At 57.7% G+C, this 21,713-nt stretch carries 15 protein-coding genes; 3 read left to right on the top strand and 12 right to left on the bottom strand.

Translation table 11 applies throughout. The features are described 5' to 3' along the window. Positions 1 to 234: 234 nt before the first annotated feature. The 3 genes from HMPREF9720_RS00345 to HMPREF9720_RS00335 form a co-directional block, all read right to left on the bottom strand. A complete protein-coding gene (locus HMPREF9720_RS00345; protein ID WP_009596109.1) occupies positions 235 to 1,164 on the bottom strand; it encodes an alpha/beta hydrolase in 930 nt (309 codons plus the stop codon). 245 nt (positions 1,165 to 1,409) lie between these two features. Then, positions 1,410 to 2,654, bottom strand: a complete 1,245-nt coding sequence (locus HMPREF9720_RS00340; protein WP_009596102.1) for a UDP-N-acetylmuramoyl-tripeptide--D-alanyl-D-alanine ligase — start codon at positions 2,652 to 2,654, stop codon at positions 1,410 to 1,412. A 37-nt stretch (positions 2,655 to 2,691) separates the two neighbouring features. After that, complete coding sequence (locus HMPREF9720_RS00335; RefSeq protein WP_009596100.1) at positions 2,692 to 3,765, bottom strand: mannose-1-phosphate guanylyltransferase; 1,074 nt, start codon at positions 3,763 to 3,765, stop codon at positions 2,692 to 2,694. An 89-nt stretch (positions 3,766 to 3,854) separates the two neighbouring features. Here HMPREF9720_RS00335 and HMPREF9720_RS00330 point away from each other — a divergent pair, with 89 nt between their 5' ends. The 3 genes from HMPREF9720_RS00330 (at position 3,855) to HMPREF9720_RS00320 (ending at position 7,525) form a co-directional block, all read left to right on the top strand. Further along, the gene (locus HMPREF9720_RS00330; protein WP_009596070.1) at positions 3,855 to 4,589 is read left to right on the top strand and encodes a CDP-alcohol phosphatidyltransferase family protein; all 735 of its coding nucleotides are present in this window, start codon (positions 3,855 to 3,857) and stop codon (positions 4,587 to 4,589) included. Positions 4,590 to 4,673: 84 nt separating this feature from the next. Beyond that, positions 4,674 to 6,788, top strand: a complete 2,115-nt coding sequence (locus tag HMPREF9720_RS00325; protein WP_302621229.1) for a putative porin — start codon at positions 4,674 to 4,676, stop codon at positions 6,786 to 6,788. A gap of 44 nt (positions 6,789 to 6,832) precedes the next feature. Continuing rightward, positions 6,833 to 7,525: a transglycosylase SLT domain-containing protein gene (locus HMPREF9720_RS00320; protein ID WP_009596086.1), complete on the top strand. Its 693-nt coding sequence runs from the start codon at positions 6,833 to 6,835 to the stop codon at positions 7,523 to 7,525. A 263-nt stretch (positions 7,526 to 7,788) separates the two neighbouring features. Here the strand turns inward: HMPREF9720_RS00320 and HMPREF9720_RS00315 are convergent, their stop codons facing one another. The 9 genes from HMPREF9720_RS00315 to HMPREF9720_RS00280 all read right to left on the bottom strand — a co-directional run bounded on the left by HMPREF9720_RS00315 (position 7,789) and on the right by HMPREF9720_RS00280 (position 21,707). Then, positions 7,789 to 9,474 carry a PCMD domain-containing protein gene (locus HMPREF9720_RS00315; protein WP_009596106.1) on the bottom strand — a complete coding sequence of 562 codons (1,686 nt, stop codon included), beginning with the start codon at positions 9,472 to 9,474 and terminating at the stop codon, positions 7,789 to 7,791. Between the two features lie 3 nt (positions 9,475 to 9,477). Continuing rightward, on the bottom strand, positions 9,478 to 10,479 hold the full coding sequence (locus HMPREF9720_RS00310) for a hypothetical protein (RefSeq protein WP_009596096.1): 1,002 nt from the start codon (positions 10,477 to 10,479) through the stop codon (positions 9,478 to 9,480). Between the two features lie 13 nt (positions 10,480 to 10,492). Continuing rightward, positions 10,493 to 11,314 (bottom strand): hypothetical protein, encoded by an 822-nt coding sequence (locus HMPREF9720_RS00305; protein WP_009596119.1) that lies wholly within the window; start codon positions 11,312 to 11,314, stop codon positions 10,493 to 10,495. Between the two features lie 17 nt (positions 11,315 to 11,331). Continuing rightward, complete coding sequence (locus HMPREF9720_RS00300) at positions 11,332 to 13,461, bottom strand: DUF4493 domain-containing protein (RefSeq protein ID WP_139022426.1); 2,130 nt, start codon at positions 13,459 to 13,461, stop codon at positions 11,332 to 11,334. After that, entirely contained in the window at positions 13,461 to 15,191 is a 1,731-nt protein-coding gene (locus tag HMPREF9720_RS00295; protein WP_009596074.1) for a DUF4493 domain-containing protein, read from the bottom strand. Before HMPREF9720_RS00295 ends, HMPREF9720_RS00300 begins: the two co-directional genes overlap by 1 nt. Before the next feature lie 21 nt (positions 15,192 to 15,212). Further along, positions 15,213 to 16,016 carry a DUF4493 domain-containing protein gene (locus tag HMPREF9720_RS00290; protein WP_254654344.1) on the bottom strand — a complete coding sequence of 268 codons (804 nt, stop codon included), beginning with the start codon at positions 16,014 to 16,016 and terminating at the stop codon, positions 15,213 to 15,215. A 442-nt stretch (positions 16,017 to 16,458) separates the two neighbouring features. Further along, complete coding sequence (locus HMPREF9720_RS00285) at positions 16,459 to 18,918, bottom strand: PCMD domain-containing protein (RefSeq protein ID WP_009596071.1); 2,460 nt, start codon at positions 18,916 to 18,918, stop codon at positions 16,459 to 16,461. 13 nt (positions 18,919 to 18,931) lie between these two features. After that, entirely contained in the window at positions 18,932 to 19,102 is a 171-nt protein-coding gene (locus HMPREF9720_RS15550; protein ID WP_014775959.1) for a hypothetical protein, read from the bottom strand. 250 nt (positions 19,103 to 19,352) lie between these two features. Then, positions 19,353 to 21,707, bottom strand: coding sequence for a PCMD domain-containing protein (locus HMPREF9720_RS00280; protein WP_009596058.1), 2,355 nt, complete (start codon positions 21,705 to 21,707; stop codon positions 19,353 to 19,355). Positions 21,708 to 21,713 lie beyond the last annotated feature (6 nt).

Raw genomic sequence — 21,713 nt, 5'->3', positions numbered from 1 at the left:
TCCAGACGCCGCCGTCGGCGTATTGCAGGGCGATGCGCCGCTTGCCGAGGCGGAGTACGAGCTGTTCGCCCCAGCGGGTACGGTATTCGATGCTGATCAGGAGTTTCATGGCATTGGATTGTGGGAGGTTCTGATCGGTACTTGGGGTGTCGGTTGTCTTTTTGCGGAATCAAAAATAACCAAAATAATCGAATGACGGAAATTCCCCGGCGGAGAAGCGATGAAAAGCGAATCTCAGAGTCCTTCGATGAATCCGGTGACGGCGGCGACCAGCTCCGGAGCGACCGGAAGCGTATCGTCCGTATAGGCGGCGATCTGCTCCGTGCGCGTGGGGCCGGAGGCTTTTTTGAGCGTGTGGGTCATGCCTTCGATGATCGTTTTCCGGGACCGGGGCTGGGCTTTCGCCAGTGCGTCGGCGTTGTCGGGCGTCACTTGGAAGTCGATGTCGCCGTTGACGATCAGTACGGGAACCGTCACTTTGCGAATTTCCTCGCGCGGGTCGTAGCTCAGCGACGAGATCCAGAATGTCTGTAACGGGGGTGCGAAGAGGGGCGTCAGTTCGGGCGGACACGACTCGACCCGTTCGCCGCGTTTCAGGGCGGCGGTGATGGCACGGGCCTGCATCAGCAGCTCCATGTGCGTCGGGGCGAGTTGTGCGGCCAGCTGAAGCTGGAGTATTTCGTCGAGCGGATAGCCGGCGCCCGCCAACGAAATCACGGCATCGACTTCGGGGCATTGTTGCGCCGCGCAGAAGGCGATCAGCGCCCCCTCGCTGTGGCCGATCAGCACGATGCGGCGGAAATCCTGCCGGGAGAGGTACTCGGCCCATGCCGCAGCGTCGCCGATGAAGTCGTCGAGCGTGGCGTCGGCCATTTTGTCCGGGTCGTCGAATTTGCTCGATCCGATGCCCCGTTTGTCGTAGCGGAGCGTGGCGATACCCGCTTTTTCAAGCTCCTGCGCCAGATAGAGGTAGTTGTTCGTGTTGCCGTTGCGGGGTGTGGGACCTGATCCCGCGATGAGGACCGCCACGGTTTCGGCGCCTTCGTCAGGCGTGAGCAGCGTGCCGTAGAGGGTTCCGAAATTGCGTTCGAGCGAAACGCTTTTCTCGCCGGCGGCGGCATTGGCCGCGGCCAGCAGCAGAAGTGCGGACAGCAATCGTTTCATGGCATTATTATTTAGGCGGTTCTCGTTCGTCGGTGCGGTTTGAGTCGGCGGAAAGGCGCTTTTTGTCGGCGCGGCGCCCCTCTTCGCTCCGGGCTCTCCCTTGTTCCGGGTCCTGTCTCGCTCCGGGTCCTGTCTCGCTCCGGGGCCTCCTTCTGCTTCGGGCCCCTCCTCGTTCCGGCGTTGTGCGGCGGAACGGTCCTGTAAGGCGGGGCGACTCTGTGCGCGGGAGGGCCTGCCGGGCGATGTTACAGCTCTTCGAGCGCCTTTCCCAGCCCGATGCCGCGTGAACCCTTGACCAGCACGAAGGCGTTCTCGACCGGACGGCGGCGCAGTTCGGCGATCAGCTCCTCGCGCGAGGGGAAGAGGGCGGTGTTGGCGGGCTGCGGCTCCATGCCGGCGCAGGCGCGGGCGAATTCTCCGCCCACGAGCATCAGTTCAGCGTCCGGATTCCGGGCTGCGAGGGCGACGATGTCGCGGTGCTCCTGCTCCGACCATGCGCCCAGTTCGAGCATGTCGCCCAGAATCAGCACGCGGCGGCTTCTGCCGCCGGCCGGCTCGGCGAGGAAGTTGAGGACCGAAGCGCGCATGCTCGACGGGTTGGCGTTGTAGCAATCCACGATCAGCGTGTTGCGCTCCGTTTCGGTCCGCTGCGAACGGTTGTTGTCGGGCATATAGCTGCCGACGGCGTGGCGGATGCGTTCGCCGTCGATGTCGAAATAGCGTCCTACGGCCACGGCCGCCGCGATGTTGAAGCGGTTGTAGTCTCCTTCCAGATGGTGCGCGATGCCGTCGGCCAGTGTTACGGAGTAGTATTCCGCAGCCAGCCCGTCGCGCTCCGCGGCCATGTTGGTCAGCGTTTGGTCTTCGCGCGGGACGAAGGCGCGGCCGCCGTTCGCGGCCAGATAGTCCAGCAGCTCGCCCTTGCCGCGGCGAATGCCCTCCGGGCCGCCGAATCCTTCGAGGTGCGCGCGGCCGATGTTGGTCAGGATGCCGTAGTTGGGTTCGGCGATAGACGCCAGCAGGGCGATTTCGCCGCAGGCGCTGGCGCCCATTTCGACCACGCCGAATTCGGTGTCGCGGGTCATGGCGAGCAGCGTCAGCGGCACGCCGATGTGGTTGTTGAGATTGCCGTGCGTGGCATAGACTTCGAAGCGTTCGGCCAGCACGCGGCTCACCAGCTCCTTGGTCGTGGTCTTGCCGTTGCTGCCCGAAATGGCCAGAATCGGAATCGCCAGTTCGCGGCGGTATTCGCGCGCCAGCTCCTGAAGGGCTTCGAGCGTATCGCCGACGAGTACCGTGCGGTCGCCGCTGACGGCCGCAGGATCGTCCACGACGACGTATGCGGCGCCTTTGGAGAGTGCGTCGGCGGCGAAGCGGTTGCCGTCGAAGGTCGCCCCGTGCAGGGCGAAGAAGACGGACCCCGGCTCGATGCGGCGCGTGTCGGTCGAGATGCGGGGGTGCCGCCGGAAAATATCGTACAGTTCGGACATATGGATGCCGTATATGCGGGCTGCCGGCCCGGATGCGTCAGATGTGTTTGTCTCCGTTGTGGAATTTGACTTCGTCGATGAATTTCTTGATGTTCTGCTCCTCGGAGCGGGGGCAGATCATCAGCACGTCGTCGGTATCCACGACGATATACTCCTTCAGGCCGCTGATGACGGCCACCTTGTCCTTGGGCAGCGAAACGATGCTGCTGCGCGTGTCGTAAAGGTAGCACCCCTGCTCAGGCACGGCGTTGGCGTAGCGGTCCTTGCGCGAATGCTGGTAGACCGAGCCCCACGTGCCTACGTCGCTCCAGCCGAAATCGCCGCAGCGGACGTATACGTTGTCGGCCTTCTCCATGATGCCGTAGTCGATCGAAATGGCGCGGCACTCCGAGAAGACGATTTCGACGGTGGTTTTCTCGGCGTCGGTGCCCAGCGCCTTCATCACGCCGCTGAACATGGCGTGGTGTTCGGGCAGGTATTTCCGGAACGCTTCGACGATGGTCTGCACTTTCCAGATGAAGATGCCCGAATTCCAGAAGAATTCGCCCGTTTGCAGGAAGGTCTGCGCCAGTTCGAGGTTCGGTTTCTCGGTGAAGCACTTGACCTTGCTGATGACGTTGGTGTCCGAAACCTGAATGTAGCCGTAACCCGTATCGGGACGTGTCGGTTTGATGCCGACGGTCAGCAGGGCGTCGTGTTTGTCGGCGAATTCGAGACACTCGCCGATGATTTGGCGGAAGTCCTCTTCGTTGAGGATCAGGTGGTCGGCCGGGGTGACGATCATCTCCGCATCGGGATTCTGTTTCATCAGCGTGTAGGCCGCATAGGCGATGCAGGGGGCCGTATTGCGGCCGATCGGTTCGCAGAGCACCTGCCGTTCGCCGATTTCGGGGATGTGTTCGAGTACGAGGTCCTTGTATTTATGGTTGGTCACGACGAGAAAGTTCTCGGCGGGGACGATTTTTGCAAAGCGTTCGTAAGTGTGGCGGATAAACGATTTTCCCGTTCCCAGTATGTCGAGGAACTGTTTGGGCATCGACTGCCTGCTCTTGGGCCAGAAGCGCGAACCGATGCCGCCGGCCATGATGACACAATATTTGTTGCTTGCCATAAGTTATAATATGGAATTAAGTGAGACAAAGATAAAAATATTTTGTAACTTTGCCGCCTATTGCTGGAATAAATATTTTTAGGTTCCCGATGAAAATAAAACTGTTCACCATACCCAATCTGCTGACCCTCTCAAGCCTGCTCTGCGGCTCGTTTGCGGCGGTTTCGGCGTTGGTTTACCACGATCTGGAGCTGACTTTCTGGCTCACCGTCGCCGCGGGCGTCTTCGACTATTGCGACGGCTTCGCCGCCCGGCTGCTGAAGTGTCCCTCGGCCATCGGCGTCCAGCTGGATTCGCTCTCCGACATGGTTTCGTTCGGATTCGTTCCGGCTTCGGTGCTTTTCGTGCTGTGGAACGACGCGCTTGCGGCCGATGCCGAACCGTGGATGCGCTACGGCGGCAGCGTGCTCTGCTTCGTGGTGGCGGCTTTCTCGGCGCTGCGGCTGGCCAAGTTCAATATCGACGAAACGCAGCACACCGAATTCTGCGGTCTGCCCACTCCGGCCAATGCGCTGTTCTTCGCTGCACTGGGTTGGATGAACGCCAAGACGGGCTTCAGTCTGGGCGTCTGGGTGCTCCTGCTGATGCCGGTCATGTCGTGGCTGCTCATTTCGCCGGTGAGGATGTTCGCTTTCAAGTTCCGGAGTTTTTCTTTTAAAGGCAACGAGATCCGCTATCTCTTTATTGCGCTGTCCGTTGTCCTGTTGGTCGCTTTGGGTGTTCGAGCTGTCCCGGTTATCATTCTGCTTTACATCATCGTTTCGGCGGTAAACTGGATCGTGACGCTAAAAAGCCGTGATTCAGCGGCTTGCCCGGAGGAATAATTTTATATCTAAATTTTTTTAATTACCTTTGCCGCGGATTCCCGTTCTATGTCGAGATTGACGAAAAGAATATTGCTGACAGCTTTGCTCGGTCTGTTCCTGACAGCGCCCGGCGTCGTCCGTTCGCAGGGTTTCGACGCCAAGACGCTGATGCGTGCGCAGCAGCGCGGGCAGACCGGCAGCCTCTACGGCAACAATCCGTTCGAACAGCCTGCGGAAGAGGGCGAGGAGGGCGAACAGCAGCCGCAGGATACGACCAAGAAGGAGCGCAAGATCCGCAAGCCGCTCGAATCCTATTTTTTCAGCGATTCGGTTCGCTCGCTGAACAATTTCCGCTGGAACGTCAGGCGCGACTACAACCGCGTTGAGATCGGACCGCTGGACACGACGCTGACCGACTGGCGCATCGACTATCCGTTCTACCGCGAAGAGGTGGGCGACATCGCGCAGGGCGCTCTCGGACAGGCTTCGCTGCCGATGAACTATTTCCGGCGGCCCCAGAACTTCGACTTCGGTTTCGCGAGTCCCTACTATGCCTACACGTACGATATGGAGAACGTGCCCTTCTACAATACGAAGAAGCCGATCATCCGCATGACCTATCTCGAATCGGGACAGAAGCGTTTCCGCGAGGAGAACTTCAACATCATGCACGCGCAGAACGTCTCGCCGACGACGGGATTCAACGTCGATTACAAGGCGCGGGGAACGCGCGGCCAGTATATCTGGTCCCGCACCAAGAACCACAACCTCGCGGTGGCGTTCAACCATACGGGCAAACGCTATTCGGTGCATGCGGCCTATTACAACAATCACATCGAGCAGCAGGAAAACGGCGGCGTGGTCGGCACGTGGGCCATTGCCGATACGACGTTCCAGATGCCGTCGGGCGTGCCGATGAAGCTGGCCGACGCCGAGGCGCAGAATACCTACCGCAACAACGCCTTCTTCGTCACCCAGTCGTATGCGCTTCCGCTGCAGCGGGTGACGGACAGCGATTTTTCGCTGGCCGACCTTTCGGCGGTATTCATAGGCCATTCGTTCGAGTACAGCTCGTGGAGCAAGGTCTATACGGATATAAAGGCCGGCTATACGAACGAGCGGGGCGAGCGGGACCCGGAGACGGGCGAATTCAAGCCTACGGAGGGGATTTACTACAAGGACTGGTTCATCAATCCCCGCGATACGCGCGACTCGATTTACGAGCGCGTTATCTCGAACCGCTTCTTTGTTCAGGCGCAGCCTTGGGACCGCAACGGCGTGGTAGGCACGATTGATGCCGGCATAGGCATCGACATGCATACCTACTCGCAGTTCGAGATGCGTGATTTCCTGACGGGAAAGTATACGAAGGTCAACAAGACCAGCTATTTCGCATACGGCTCCGTCGGAGGCAAGATAAAGAAATATGTCGATTGGGATGCGAACCTCAAGTTCTACCCGTCGGGATACAGAGGCGGAGACCTCACCTTGGGCGCCCATCTGGCGCTGACGGGGTATCTCCGCGGACACCCCCTGATTCTCGAAGGCCGGTTCACGATGGACCGCCGCTCGCCCAACTACTGGCAGGAGAATCTCTTCTCGAACCATTATATATGGTCCACTCCTTTAGGCAAGGAGAATGAAACTCGGTTCGAGGTGAAGTTTTCGATTCCCGATTTCGCGTTTGAAGCGGGAGCATGGCAGGGCGTCGTCAGCGACAAGATCTATTACGACGCAGACAGCCAGATTACCCAGCAGGGTGGAAACGTAAGCCTCACGAGTGTGTACGCTCGCAAAGATTTCCGCTTAGGCGGACTTCATTTGGACAACAGGGTATTGTTGCAGTGGAGTACGAATCAAGAAGTTGCACCCGTTCCGCTTTTGAGCGCCTTCCTTTCGTATTATTACGAATTCTGGGTCGTGCGCAACGTACTGCGCCTGCAGATCGGTTTGGACGGACGCTATAATACGCGTTATTATGCGCCCGGTTACAATCCCGCACTGTCGGCGTTTTACAACCAGCGCGAGGTCGAGGTGGGGAATTATCCCTACATGGACGCTTTCGTCATGGGTAAGTGGAAGAGAATGCGGATATTCCTGAAATATCAGCATGTGAACAAGGGACTGTTCGGTAACGGAGAATATTTCTCGGCGGCTAACTATCCGCTGAATCCGGGCATGTTCAAAATCGGTATCTCATGGGGTTTCTATGATTAGCGTATTGTTCTGCGCGGTGTGAACTGCCCGCAAAACAACCTTTTATGTTAAAAAAGACAGTTTTAACGTTTGCGTTCTTAACAATTCTTACGACATTTTACGGCTTTAACGCCAAGTTCAGCACACCCGTGACGGACGACATGCTGAACGAAGAGGCCGATTTCGGCAATTCGCTGCTCAGCGACGGCGATTACGTGATTTCGGCCTACGACAACATCATTCGCAACATCAGCGAAAAAGAGGGCCACGACTGGCGCCTGATGAGCGCCATCGCGTATCACGAGTCGCGTTTTACGCCCGATATCACCTCGCGCAGCGGAGCCAAGGGACTGATGCAGATCATGCCTTCGGTAGCGCGTCAGTTCGACGTTCCGGCAGGCGATATAGCCAATCCAGAGACCAACATATGGCTGGCCAACAAGCTGATGTCGAAAATAAAGAGTACGCTCCGTTTTCCTGCGGAAACTTCGGACAAGGACCGGATGAGCATAATACTGGCCTGCTACAACAGCGGTATAGGCCATGTGAACGATGCCCGGCGTCTGGCGCGTGTCAACGGGGAGGATCCCAATTCGTGGGAGGTGGTAGCCCGGTACCTGCAGCTCAAGGCGCAGCCCGAATACTACGAGAACGAAGTGGTCAAGTGCGGCCGTTTCACCGGCAGCCGGCAGACGCTGGCTTACGTGAACGACGTGATAGGCCGTTATGACAAATATTGCCGGGTCGCCGTGAGGTGATTTCCGCCCGGCGGAACGTAAGCCAGAGTGCGATAACGAAGCGGCAGAACCATCGGTTCTGCCGCTTTTGTTTTTTGTTCTGAGAGGGGCGGCGAAGGAGTGGGAACAGCAGCGAGCGATTGAGACTGCGGTGAGGGATTGGAGACTGCGGTGGGGGAGGCAGCGGCGCGGAACTGGGACCTGAGTGCCCGTAATGAAAAAGGATGGGACGCCGACGCGTCCCATCCTTTTTCGTTGTGTTTTCCGGTTTTAACGCTCCCGGCTTAATAAACCCATTCGAAGTCGTCGACGTACATCGTGTTCGTCGTGCAGCCGACCATGAAGTCGCCGTAGGCGCTGGTCGAGCAGGAGATGACGATGCTGTATTTGCCCGTGGGACGGGCCTGCGTGTCGTAGAAATCGAGCGGCAGCGTGATTTCGGTCATCCGGTCGCCGGCGGTCGAACGGTCGATGAACAGCGAACCGCAGGCGATGATCTTGCCCTCGTCCGTTGCCGTGGTTTCCGTCGGGTCCCAAGTGCCGGTCGGGGCGCCCGTTCCCGAAGCTACCCGGTGACGGGCATTCCAGTCTACGATTGCCACGAAGATCCGGGCCTTGTCCTGATCGCCCTTGCCGATCGGCGCTCCGCTGTGTTTTGCCTGATTGACGATGCCGACCGTCGCATGGTATTTTACTTTCATGCCGGAGGGGCGTGCCGTCCATGTGTAGGGCTGCCCGAATTCCACGACGCCGGTCGTCGGACCGTCTTTGTAGAAGATGCCGGACATCAGGTTGCCCGCGGCCAGTCCCACGATCGGGGGAGCCGAGGCTTTCAGCAGGGCGCAGCGGCTGCCGCCCATTCCGTCGAAAGCGGCCGATGTGCAGAGTTCCTTAGCGAAGCCGTTGTTGCCGCTGGCCCAGAATTCCGCATTCTGATTCTCTTGTGTGAAGCACGAAAGCCCCGGATTTTCCATGTTGCCGTCGGGTATGACGTCGCCCGCGGGGACGGTGTATTCGGACGTTTCGGTCGCTTCTCCGTTGACGAGCAGCCGCAACTCGTAGGTCTGACCCGCATAGACGCCCTTGGTCCGCACCAGACGTTTGACGGGGAGCCCGGCGGCGTTGGTCGAACTCGTCCATTCGGGGGTGACGGCGGCCGTGAAGAGTCCGGTTTCGTCCCGCTCGCCCTTTTGTGTCGCCTGCCACTCGTCGGTGCCTTTCACACGGTATTGGATCACGGCGTCGGGATACTCCTCTTCCGTTGCCATGGCGGTTATGACGCCCGTGTTGTTCCAGAGGTCCGTCTCCCGGAAGACGATTTTCAGGTCGGTGTGCTCGACATGGAGCGTCCAGCGTTCGGTAGCTCCGTGATAGGTCGCATCGACGAAACGCATCGTTTCGAAGCCCGAAGCCGAGAGTTCTTCCGCCGTGGGAGAGTAGGTCGTGATGTCGGCAGGACCAAGTTTGAGCCGGGTGACCGTAATGTCGCCGAGGTTCGTCCCCTTGGCCACATAGGCCGTCGCCGTACGTTTCTGGGCGTCTATTACCGTCGCGCCGATCTGGCCTGCGACCGTAAAGGCGCGCTCGATCGGCTGTTCGGCCACGATCGTCCATTCGTAATCCTGATAGAGCGAGAGGGTGACGTACAGCGGCGAACGCAGGTCGAATTCTCCGCTGAGGGGCCGCGACGTTTTGATCTGGCCGATGAAAGACTCCGTGTCGGTCATCATCGGATTGGAGGTCGCGGCGTCGAACGTAACCTTGTCGATGCCGACTTTGCGTATGTCGGTTTTCTCATCCAGCGTAAGCGTCACGGTGCGGTTGGCGATGCTGATGCCCGACACGGTGAAGCCGCTGCCTTCGACGCCCGCGATCCTGAGTTCGACGACGGGATAAGGCACGTCGTTGTCGATGCACGAAGCGGCTAAAAGAAGCGCTGCTGCCGAGAAGAGTATGCGGAAATATTTCATGTCTTACTGCTTTTTCTTGTCCCACAAATGGATCGTCATGCCGAAATTGATGGCTGCGATGTTGAGCCGGAAGCGCATGTTCGAAGCCTTGCGCGAACCGACCTTGTTGCCGTCGGCATCCTTCTGGGTGACGGAATTGTACTGTATGCCACCCAGCCCGAACGAAAGCGTCGCGCAGACGTTGGGGAAGATGTAGACGGCCGCTCCCGGATTAAACGAAAGTTTTACCTGCGTATTGTCACTGTAGGTACGATTGGGGTTGCCGCCCTCCTTGCGGTCGGGGTCGTACAGGAAGTTCGAAGTACCCGTAGAGAGGGCCAGTTCGAATTCGGCGAAGAGTCCGAAACGCCCCTTGGGATCGAGTCCGGCATACGAACGGTGGAAGATGCCGAACGAGTAGTTGTCGCTCGAAAGGTCGATGTAGGGGAGCTGCCCCGACAGGTCGTTGCCCTCGCCGGCATCGAAATAGGTGTTGTCGAGCGTGCCGCTCATGTGGCGGTAACCGAAACGCACGCCGATGCAGTTGTTGTCGCGGTAGAAATAGCCGACAAAGGGTTTGACCGTAGCAACCGTACCGTCCGCGTTGATGTTGTCGAGGATGAGCATGATGTCCGTATCGTCGCTTGACAGGGTGCCGTACGATGCCGTCAGTCCCATCATAACTTCGCCTTTGTAGGCGAATTTGAGTTTGTTGATTTCGCGGTCTATGCGTTTGCGCGTCGGCAGAAAGCGCTGTTCCTTGGGCCGTTTCTGCCTGTCGGCGGCGATGGGCGACGGTGCGGGCGTCGCAAAGGCGTCTGCGGTCAGCTGATTTCCGGATGTCTGTTCCGCGGCGGGCGCTGCTGTCTGCGCCGCAGGGGCTGCGGCGGATTCGGCCGTGACCGAAGGCGTTTCAGCGGCGGCAGCGGTTTCGGACTGCTGCACTGCGGGACGGGCTTGTTCTGTCTCCGCAGCGGCGCCGAGCGTAATGAATACCGAGAAGATGGAAAGTATGATTCGTTTCATGTGCTTGCCGATTTTAGAGATAGAATGCCATACCGAGTCCGATCGAGAAGATGTTGACCTTGAAGTTCATCATGCTGGCGTCGCGCTTGCCGACCGTAACCTGATTGTGTACCTGCTTGGTGTGCGTATAGGTGATACCCATTACGCCGACGTTTACTTCGACGGCCATGTTGTTCGTCGCGAAGGCCACGATGCCGGGCGAAACGCCGAGCGAGAAGGTGTAGCCGGTTTCGTAGGTGCCCTTCACCGGGGAATCCTTGGCGAAGCGCGCCTGCGTGCCGCCTCCGGACAGCTGCATTTCGTTGAAGAGCGCGAAGCGTTTGTTGCGTCCCAGCGGAATGTACTGCCGCCAGATTACCGCCACCGAGTAGCTGTGGCGCAGCGAATAGTAGTCGTTCACCTCGAAATTGAGGTCCGAATCCTCGCCGCCGAGGTTGAGGTCGGCCTTGTCGAGCTTGAGCAGCGAGCGCGAGTAGATGAAGCGTCCTCCGATGGCCATGTTGTCGCGCAATGCGTAGGCGATCATCGGGCTGACCTTGAAGGTGTAGCCCTTCGATTCGATGCCTTCGACGACCAGAAACCGGTAGGTTTCGTTCGAATGGGTCGAGTAGGAAGCCGTTCCTCCGAATATCCACTGTCCGCGCGGGACGAAGAGGTTGTGCGTATCGGTCAGACCGCGCTGTTGGCGCATTTCATTGATTGTGAGCGCGCGTTCCTGTCCGACGCTGTCGGCCGGGAGGGACGCGTCCTCCGTTGTCTGCTGCGCACGCAGCGCCTGAGCCGTACCTGCGAGATACAGCAGGGTCAGGAGCGTGCTGATGGTTATTTTGCGCATTGTCGTGCGTTTAGTCGTTAATATACCCATTCAAAATCGTCGACGTACATGACGTTCGTCGAACAGCCCGTAAAGTAATCGCCGTAGGCGTTGCAGGCACATGAGATCACGAGTGAGTACCCCCCCCCGCTGGGACGCGTCTCATGGTCGTACCATACGATGTCCAATTCGGCGTCCTGCATATCGTCGCCCTCCGTCGACTGCGTGATCCAGAGCGAACCGTATCCCAGAATTTTACCTTCCGATACGTTGTCGATGCCTTTCTCCGGGTCCCAAGCGCCTTTGGTAGTGGTCATGGCTGATACTACCTGATGCGGGGCGTTCCAATCGACGATGGCAACGAAAATCCGCGCCATGTCCGGATCGCCTTTCTTGATGTAGGGACAAATATCGCCGGAGGTGCGTACTTTATCTACCGTGCCGACCTTGGCGTGGTATTTAACCTTTAACGCCGAGGGGCGCACCGTGAAGTCATAAGGCTGGCCGAACTGCACGGTGCCGGTGAAGCTTTTGTAAGCGAATGTTCCCGTGAAAAGGTTGCCGGCGGCCAGAACGAGCATATTGGTGCTGGTGAGTTTGGCTGCCGGTGCCGCCTTGCCGAATTTTACGTCGGTGGAGGTGCAGAGCGTTTTTGTCATAGTGTTGTTGCCGCTGCTCCAGAATGCCCCTCCCTCCGCATTGGGGAATGCGAAACCGCTGGTCATGCTCCACCCCGACATGTCGGCATTGGGAATCGTTTGCGCCGCTCCGGCCGTGAACGAACCGCTTTTTTCAGTTCCGTCGATGGTGACTTTGTACTCGTAGCCGTATGTTGCGACGACTCCGGTGCCCGCCTCTCGCGTGTAGACCGTATGGCCGTTGGCATTGGTCGATTCCTGCCACTGCGGTGCGAACGTCGCCGAGATGAAATCGTCGCCCTGCGACGTGCCGGTCAGGTATTTCCATTGGCCGTCGCTGCCGCACAGACCGAACGTTACGTTTGCCGACCGGGTGAAATCCACGACCTGCAGCGTTACGGTATTGGCCCAGAGGTCGTAGCTTTTTTCCGTAACCGGAACCAGTCCCTGCAGACGGTAGGTCGTCGAAATTTCGTTGCTGCCGCCGTTGGCGTCTTCCACATGGATCGTCACGGCGTGGTCGCCGCCCGCTAGTCCTGCGAAGAAGGCGTCGGACAACGTCAGTTCGGTGTTGTATTTATCGGTAGGTGTGAATGAAATGCCTTCGTGCGTGCCGGTGAGCAGGTCGTAGCTGTCGTCGCCGACCGAGACCGTGAATTTTTTCAGCTCTGCGAAGGCCATGATCCGGTATTTCTTCTCGCCGGACGTGTATTTCTGCACCTCGTCGTTGTCGAATCCCTCGGTGAGAAGGGCCGGATCGGGACTGAAAATAATCTCGTCGTCCTTGTCTTCCGTCTCGGTATCGACGCGGATCAGCAGGGCGTCGATATAACCCGGCAGGTCGGGGGAGTAGCGGAAGGTGAAGACGTATTTGCCGCCGGCCTTGACCTCGGTCAGCGTGTTTTCCATCTCGACCTCCTTGCCCGACGTATGCGTGCCGCGGAACATCCATGCCAGCGAAGTCGTACCTGCGGGCAGGGTGTAATAGCCCGTGCCTTCGTCCGTGAATTTGAGCGCAGGAACCGCACCCGACTCGGCTTCCGCCTCGTCGAATTTGTCCGTGCCGGCTATCCATACGAAGTAGCCCGGATCGAGATTCTCGACGATCGAAGCGTCGAATTTGACTTCGACGACGGTGTTCGCGATCTTGCAAACTACCTCCGCATGGGTCGTTTCTCCGGGCTTGACGGTGAATGTCTCCTCGCCTTTGTAGAAGCGTTTCGAAAAATCCGCGGGGACCTGTTCGCCCGCCTCGACCGCTACGCGGTAAGTGCCGGAGAGCAGCTCCAGCCGTTCGGGAATGTCGTCTTTCGCGGCGTATTTGCGGAGCAGCCCGCCCTCGCTGTTATAGATATACACTTTCTGGTATTGCAGCGGATCGTATTCGCCGTTGTCTTCCGCCCGCGAGGTCGAAATCGTCATCGCCATCACGCCCGTGCGCCCGTCGCCGGCAGGAGTTTCGTCCTGCGAGCATGACGCGCCGGTGAGTGCCGTGAGCAGCATGGCGATATATGTGATGTGTCTTTTCATTATTCGGCGGCTTTAACGATGAGTTTGACGGTCTTGTGCGTCAATACGTTGTTGTTGTCCGTCACGTCGAGGACGAAGTTATGCTCGCCCGGAATCTCCAGCAGTATCTCGACGAATTTGGTGATCGAGAACATTACGGCGGTCTGGTTCTTCACCTGCTCGTTGATCGGGAATCCGAATTCGTCGTGGAGAATCGCGGCCAGATCGGCCGGAATGTCGCAGATGTCGAACTTCTCCGGCATGTTGATGACCGGAAGCAGATCTTTCAGTGCCTCGGAGTCGATCGTAACCCAGAACGACTTGATGCCTGCAGTTGCAGTCACGTCGATGTCGATGACCATGTCTTTCTGCACTTCGTACTGCTGGTCGATATCATAGCCTCTCCAGACGATTGCAGGACCCTCCTGACCCGCGCTTTTGTCCACGACGAGCGTCAGCGCGGCGGCGGTCGAGACGCCTTTGGCGTCGGTCATGTCGAACGAGAAGGTGTGCGTGCCGTCGAATTCGTAGAGCGCCTTGATCTGCCCTGCGATGTTGAAGCTCTTGGCCTGCTGGCCCTTGAGTTCGCCGCCTACAGGGTAGCCGAATCCTTTGAGTATGATGCCTGCCGGCGACGACGCGTCGAGCGCGCAGAGGTCGAACGTTTCGGGAAGCTGGATCGCCGCCATCGAAGCCATGAACTGACTGCTGGTCGAAGCGATATTGACGCGCAGCGACTCGATGCCGTTGGGCGATGCGAGGTCGAAGACGAACGGTTCGATGCAGTTGCCGTTGTCGTCGAACATGGCGTCCGTCAGCGTAAAAGGCTTGGACATGTCATGTCCGGGCCATGCGAGAGCCGGTGCGCTGGGGTCTTCGAGAAGCTCTTCCAGCAGGTTGTCGGTGCCGTCTACGACGAAAGAGTTGTCCTGAATGATGTTGTTGTCCACCGTTACCTGAAACAGAAGCGTTCCTTTGTCGGCGTAGTTGATTACGACCGAAATCTTACGCCACTGGCCGGCCTTGACTCCCGTGATCTGCTTGCTGAACTGCGCGGGGATGTCGGTGCCGGCGAAAACGCCGTCGAAGTTGAAAACCAGCGTATTCTCGATGTCCAGCGATTTGAAGTAGGCCGCGCGCGTTTCGGTTTTGAGAAACTCCTGACTGGTCTGGCCCAGCGATATGGTCGCCTTGCTGGTGTCGGCCAGCATGCCGGCCAGTTCGGACGAATAATCCACCGTGACCTTGATATTCTGCAATGTGCAGACCACCTCTTCGAGCTGGGTCGTCTGCGCCTTTGAAATCGTGAAGCTGCTCGTCGCGCCGTAAACCGGGTGCTCCCACGCTACGTCCGGAGTGCTCTCCTTCGAGCGCACCTCCATGCGGTAGGCGCCCACCGGAAGTTCCATCGGCTCGGCGAGCTGCTGTTTGAGTTCGGCATAGGTTTTTTTGAATACCTGCGCGTTGTCGGCGTCGAGAATTTCTACGATGAAACCGTCCACGTCGGGTTGCTCGGCACGGGTGCCGGATACGGCCTGCGGGCTTTGTGTTTGGTCCGAAGTGTCGTCGGGACGAACGTCCGTCTCGTCATAGACCACCCGCATCGAAAGGCCGCTTACCGACAGGAAGCCCGTCGCGTCGCCCGGCGTCGGTTTGGGTTCCTCCTTGTAGGGAGGCTCTTCGTTCACACAGCCTGCCGCAACGAACGCTGCAACCGCCAACATCGTAAAAAGTCTGGTAAATGTCTTCATATCTTTTGCTGTTTTTATTCCTTATTTGGTATCGTCGATAGCGCCCTCGTTGACCTCGCAGTCGATCGGCCGGGTTTCGGTGTAGTCGTCGCTGAGCGTGACGGTCAGCGTGACGCTGCCCGCATCCTTGGCGTCGAAGGTGAGAACGTGGCAGGTGCGCGGCGAAGTGGCTTCGAGCGTTTGCTCGGAGAAGGTGACCTTAGGCCCCTCGTCGGTTCCGGTCTGGCTCTGGCGGCGTGCCGTGCCGGTTACCTTGAGCGTCGTGGCGCTTTTGACGAATACCGGCTCGTCGGCGGGCGTGCTGCCGGGCGTGAAGTCGAACTGGTTGCCCGATGCCGTCGTTACGGTAAACTGCGCGTCGTGGAAATAGTTGAGGAACTGTTCCGTGGCGCGGACCACCGTCTGCGAGTTGGCGATCGTAGCGGTCATCTCCACCGTTGCAGCGCGGCGGGGCAGCACCTCGACGCGCTTCTCCGCGGCATAATAGGGTTTGTCGATTCCCTCCGCATCGGGGTCGCCGTGTGCGACGGAGACGGTGTAGGTTCCCATTCGGAACACGGCGTCGCTCTGCTCGAATTCCGTGAGCGTATCCCATTTTTGCGTCCCCGATTCTCCGGTGACTGTAAGCGTGAAATCGCCGGCTTGGGGGACGGAGGGCGCGGCCGGCATCCGGGAAGTGTCGTCCGATGCGGCGTCGATCGAACCGTCGGCGGTGCAGCTGACCTTCAGCGTGCCGTATTCCGTGCCTTCAGCCTTGTTTTCCGTGGAGCATCCGGCCGCCAGCAGGGCCGCCGATGCCATTAAGTATATGAGTTGTCTTTTCATGGTATTCCGGTCGTTCAATGGTGAGTGTTGTCGGTCGTGCCGTTTGCGGACGGCGCTGCCGGTTCGGCAGCCGTATCTGCCGCTTTGACTGTCCCGGTCGGGGCGCCTTTATACGAAACGTCCCGAAGCGTCTGTTTGGAGCGGGATGTCCGGGTTTTTGTTCGCATGGATGCAGTCTTTTGTTGACAATATGCAAAAATAGGCATGTGCCGCGGATTTGTAAAATAAATTCAACGAACAGCGCATTTTTCATCACGAACACTCGACGCGCCGCACTCCGACGGACCGGATTCTCCTCTCTTCGGATGTCTTTCCGCAGCCGGGAAATGGCTTGCGCGCCCTTCTTTCGCGGTGCGGGCGGTGCCTAATAAAAGAACCTCCCTGCAATCGCAGGGAGGTCGGGGGTGAAGGCCGCGGGGCCTTCGGGTTTGTTATCGGGGGATTAGTATACCCATTGAATATCGTCGATATGGAGGAAGTTACTTGTGCAGCCATTCATATAATCGCCATATGCATTTGCTGCACATGAAATTATTAGAGAGTAATTTCCCTCTGTAGGTTTTATCGCCTTATCGTACCATTGAATTTGTATATCAGCATTTTGCCAATCGGTTTCTGCTGATTCAGTGAGCCATAGAGAGCCATAACCGATAATCTTGCCTTCGCCGGGATTTGTTGTTGTTTCCGGATCCCAGCCACCAACGCAACCATTGTTTGATCCTTCCAGAGAATAGGTAGATGAAACAGTATGCTGTGATGTCCAATTAATGATTGCGACAAAAATGCGTGCTTTGTCCTGTTCCTTTTTTGCTAACGGACCATTCAATACATTCATATCAACTGCATTGATTTTTGCGCGATACTTTACTTGAAGTGCGGAAGGACGGGCTGTATATGTATATTTTTGTCCGAAATTGACAGCTCCTGTCCCTCCTAATCTTGCGCTCGTATATTTAAAAGTTCCGGTAAACAGGTTGCCTGCTGCCAATACAATGACTGCTTTTTTTGACTGTAATACTGCATATTTATTACCCTCGGTTGTGATTTGTGTACACAAGGACGGAGTTTGGTCATTATTACCGCTACCCCAAAATGTGGAAGATTCACTTCCATTTTGTGTGAAACATGGAAGATTTGTATTTTCCATATTCCCGTCGGGAATTACATCGCCGTTGCCTGTCTTAAACTGCCCTTTGTATTCCGTTCCGTCTACGGTCAATTTGTAATCGTACGTATTATTTGCAAAAACGCCGGTTCCTTCCGTAATGCGCCAAAACGGTTGTACGCTGTTGGGGGTAGTCCAGTCCGCCGCCGTAAATTGCGTGCCCCAGTCGGGTTTTATTTCCGCTTTTGTATTGTTTCCGGTAATTTCGGCGGTCTGCCATTTCGTATCCGAAGCGGTCGATTTCTTATATTGCACGGAAACGGATGTCGCATCGGCCGGAATATTTGAAAGCGTAAACGATGCTGTATTGGCCCAAAGGTCTGCGTCGTTGTTGTAAGTAATGGCGGGGGCGACTGTTTTTACGTATTTCAGCGTGATGACTGTTTTTTGTCCGGCATTGTCCGTGACGGTGAACTTGAAATCGGAGTTCGTCGTTTCGGTCACCTCGGCGCAGACCATGGCGAGCATGTCTATCAGACCGCCGATCTGGAAATACACATGCTGCTGGTTGAGCAGTTGTGCCGGAGTCGGAAAACCGAATCCGGCTAAAGCGGCTGCCATGTCATTATTGGCGGGATTGGTCAGTTCCATCGAAGGGGCGAGTTTTACCGCCTCCAGCAAATTTTGTTCGCTTCCCTCCATAGGAGTTGTCAGTACCGACGAGGTGATATCCACCTGCATCGACTTGATGCCGCCCGGTGCGCTGACCCGGATATTGGCGCTGTTGCCGCTTTCGAGCAGTTCGGTGGGTGTCGTAAGGTCTTCGTGGCCGATCCACTTGACGGTCGGGGCTGCGGCTTTGGTGAATGATGCGGTCCGCTCCACCGTGTAGACCCAGTTGGCGACGACGGGTGTCGTTCGGGTGATCGTGAAGCTTGCTGCGTTGCCTTTGTCGGTGCAGGCCGAGAAGGTCAGGTCGCCGTAGCTGTCATCAGGGAGCACGTTGAAAAAGGTCTCGCTGTAATCGGCCGAAGGAGCCGTGCCGTCGGCGTAGGTGACGGTGATGTGCTCCGAGTTGATCGAGATGGGAGAGCCCATTGCGGAGGTGCCTTCGACGACCAGCTTCGGGGTGATAGCCGACGGATCGTATGTGGCGTTCGGGTCCGAGGGAACGGTGAAGGTCAGCTTTTCGGAGGCGATCGGTTTTTTCGACGTCAGCATGACGGAGGCTATTTTCTCCGACGCAGCGCCGCCTTGCAGTTTGAGCGCGAGGATCGAGGTGATGCGGTGAAGATTGAACTTTACGGCATTCCCTTCCGGCGTTTTGCCCGGCTTGGCGTTGTTGTGGGTGATGGCGTCGGCGGCCATGATGTCGAATTCGCTGTTGTATTTGTTTCCGTTCTGGGTGCGCAGGGCGCTGAAAGGAACCGTTACGGTCGTGCCGGAAACGGTGGCGTTTCCGTTGTGAGGGTAGAAGGCGCGGTACGCCCAAGTGCCTGCGGAGCCGAAGAGCGAGCCTGTAAAAGCCTTGCTGTCTGTGGTGTACGTAAATTGCAGGAGCTTCGAGAAGTCGTTGGCGAGGACGCCGAGTTTGTCTTCGCCGTTCCATGTGCCGGTAAGACCGGTGCCGAAATCGACGTTGATGTCGGCGCGGCTTTGTTCGCGGGGAGCGATATCGGCGAGAAAACCGACGGCAGTTGCTCCGTCGCCGGATGTTGCGGGAACTTCCTCGTAGGTGCTGCACGCGCCGAGGAGAAGCGCTGCGGTCAGCGTTAAAAGAGAGACTTGTTTTTTCATGGCTGCCGGTTTTTTATTCGTTTTCGCCCAAATAAAAATCGTCGTAGCAGCTCAGGGGGCTGATTCCGTCGGAGGAAGGGACGTCTCCGGACGTGGCAAATCCTTTTTCCGCGGCGACCTCAATCGTCTCGATCATCGGGGCGGAGTATTGCCCCCCCCCTTTCGTGGTTGATACAATTTCCATGGTATGCAATAGTTTAAAATGGTATGCAATAGTTTAAAGTGACCTAACAAAAATAGGCGGAAAGCGGATCATCTGAAAATAAATTCAATGAACGGGCAGTGTTTCATCACGAAAAGGCATGTTTGCCTTGTGGAACCGGAATCGATTGCGGCAATATTGCAAGGCGGTGGAAATCAACAAAAAACCTCCCTGCAGGCGCAGGGAGGTCGGGGGTGAAGGCCGCGGGGCCTTCGGGTTTGTTATCGGGAGATCAGTATACCCACTCGAAATCGTCTACCCAGAGTTTGTTCGCGTCGCATCCGGTCAGGTAGTCGCCCAGATAGCTGGTCGCGGTCGAGATGACCAGCGTGTAGTTGCCCGTCGGAGGTGTGTCCGTCTTTTCGTAATAGACGATCGGAAGCGCCAGATCCTTCATGCTGCCGGTGTGAGACTCCGTGATGTAGGCGGGACCGTAGCCGATGATTTTGCCTTCGTTCAGGCTCGATACGGTTTCGGGGTCCCAGAACGTCGTCTTGTCCACCGTGGTGCCCGATTGCACCGCATGGCGGTCGCTCCATTCGACGATACAGACGAAGATGCGTCCTTTGTCGATGCCGGTGCTTACGGGCGGATCGTTCTTGACCCGGTTGATTTCGCCTATCTCGGCGGCGTATTTCAGTTTGAGGGCGGCGGGACGTGCCGAATAGGTGTACGGCTGTCCGAATTGTGCGTAACCGACTGTGCCGTCCATCACGAAATCTCCGGTGTAGAGGTTGCCCGCAGCGAATGCGATGCCTGCATACTTCGCGGCGAGTTGCGCGCAATAATCACCGACCATGCCGGGATATGTTGCCTGAGTGCATAATTTGTCGGTTCCCGAACTGGTCATATAGGCGTTCGGATAGGGTGCGTTGGCAGAGCCTGAGAACATCTTTTTCATCGATTTCGTGCTCCAGCTCTCCATGCCTGCATTGGGAATGACGTCGCCGAGGTTGTTTTTGGGCGTGAATTCGCCCGAAGCGACTGTTGCGCCGTCGGCGAGCAGTCGGTATTCGTAGCTCTTGCGGGCGAAGATGCCTGTCTTGGGATCGACGCTATGGATCGTCAGTCCCGCTTCGTTGGTGCCGGCGGTCCATGTCGGACTGATCAGGGCCGTGCGGCTGCCGTCGTCGTTCGGCCCGGAGACGCTGGCGGCGTTCCATGCGCTTTCGCCCTTTATGCGGTATTCCAGCACGACGCTGCCGGCGTCGGCGAACTGATTGCTGATCGTCAGCGAGGCGGTGTTTTTCCAAAGGTCCGTTTGATCTACCCGCACGAGCGCCGGGGTCGTGAAGGTCAGCGGTTGCTCGGTCACCTGCCCCGCGAGATCGGTCACCTTGACGTCGAAGACGTGTTCGCTGCCGGGGTCGGGACCCAGCAGGAGGATTATCGGCACGAGTGACGTGATGTCGAAAACGCACTCTTTTTTATATTGTATTTCGGTCTGGCAGCTGAGTCCGAGATCTGCGAAGGAGATTCCCTCGATGACGTCGGAATCGTTGAACAGGTCGAGTTTCGAAATGCCCAGCATGCTCAGTACGGGCGACGAAACATCGACTTCCAGACCGGCAATGCCTCCCGGTACATGGATGTTGATGGCGGCGGAGTAGGTGAGCTGGTTGTTGTCGTCCACGGTGATCTCATGCGCTTGGTCGATCTCATGTCCCGGCCAGTCGAACGACGGAGCTTCGAGCGGAGCGAAGACGGGCGTTTCGGCGCGCTTGTAGAGCTTGCCTGCGGCAAACGGTTTGTCTGCCCCGCGTTCGATGGCGACCGTACCGATCCGGGTTGCCGTAATCACGTCTACAGTCAGTTTGTCGTAGCTCCCCGGCATGATGTTGAAGAAGGCGTTGATGTCGTTGGCGTCGGGAGCCGTGCCCTGCTCGAAGCCCAGCGCGATGACGTTCGACGGAGCGGTTTGGCTGAATGCGAGTCCGGAGCCCATGTCTGAAATGTCGAAGTCGATGCTCGCGGCCGAGAGCGTTTGGGTTTCGTTTTCCGAAGTCAGCAGCAGGTAGCGGACCTTGTCGGCATTGTCTCCGCCTTTTACCTCCAGATTGAGAATCGAGGTCAGGCGGTTGAGGGTGAATCGGACCGGATCGCCTTCGTCGGTTTTGCCCGGTTCGGCATTGGCGAAGTTCAGGCACGGGGCCACCAGTGCGTCGGATGCGCAGTTGAAAGCGTTGCCGCTTTGGGTGCGCAGGTTGCCGAACGGAATGCTGGCTTTGGTGCCGTTTACGGTCGCATGGGGATAGAAAGCCATGTATTGCCACGCACCGCTCTGCGTCGGCAGCTCTCCTTCGAATGCGAAGTCGTTGTTGTTGTAGGTGAACGGCCGAAGTTCGGGAGTTGAGCCGGGGGCGGTGAAAAGAATCCCCATGGCGTCGTTCTCTTCCCAATAGCCGGTAAATGTGCTTTCCCCGACGGAGATGCCGGCACGGGTTTCGGCGTCGTCGGCGACATCGGCAAGGAGCTTTACGGACGTATTGCCGGCGCGCGCCGGATCGTTCGTCTCGTCGTAACTGCTGCAGCCCGCAAACAGTGCGGCCGCAGCGAGGATTGACAGAGCTTTATGGAAGTTTTTCATAGCTGC

This window comes from Alistipes sp. HGB5 (assembly GCF_000183485.2).
GTDB classification, from domain to species: Bacteria; Bacteroidota; Bacteroidia; order Bacteroidales; family Rikenellaceae; genus Alistipes; species Alistipes finegoldii.
The sequence above is the reverse complement of the archived record's forward strand: the minus strand, read 5'-3'. Positions and strand labels throughout refer to the sequence as shown.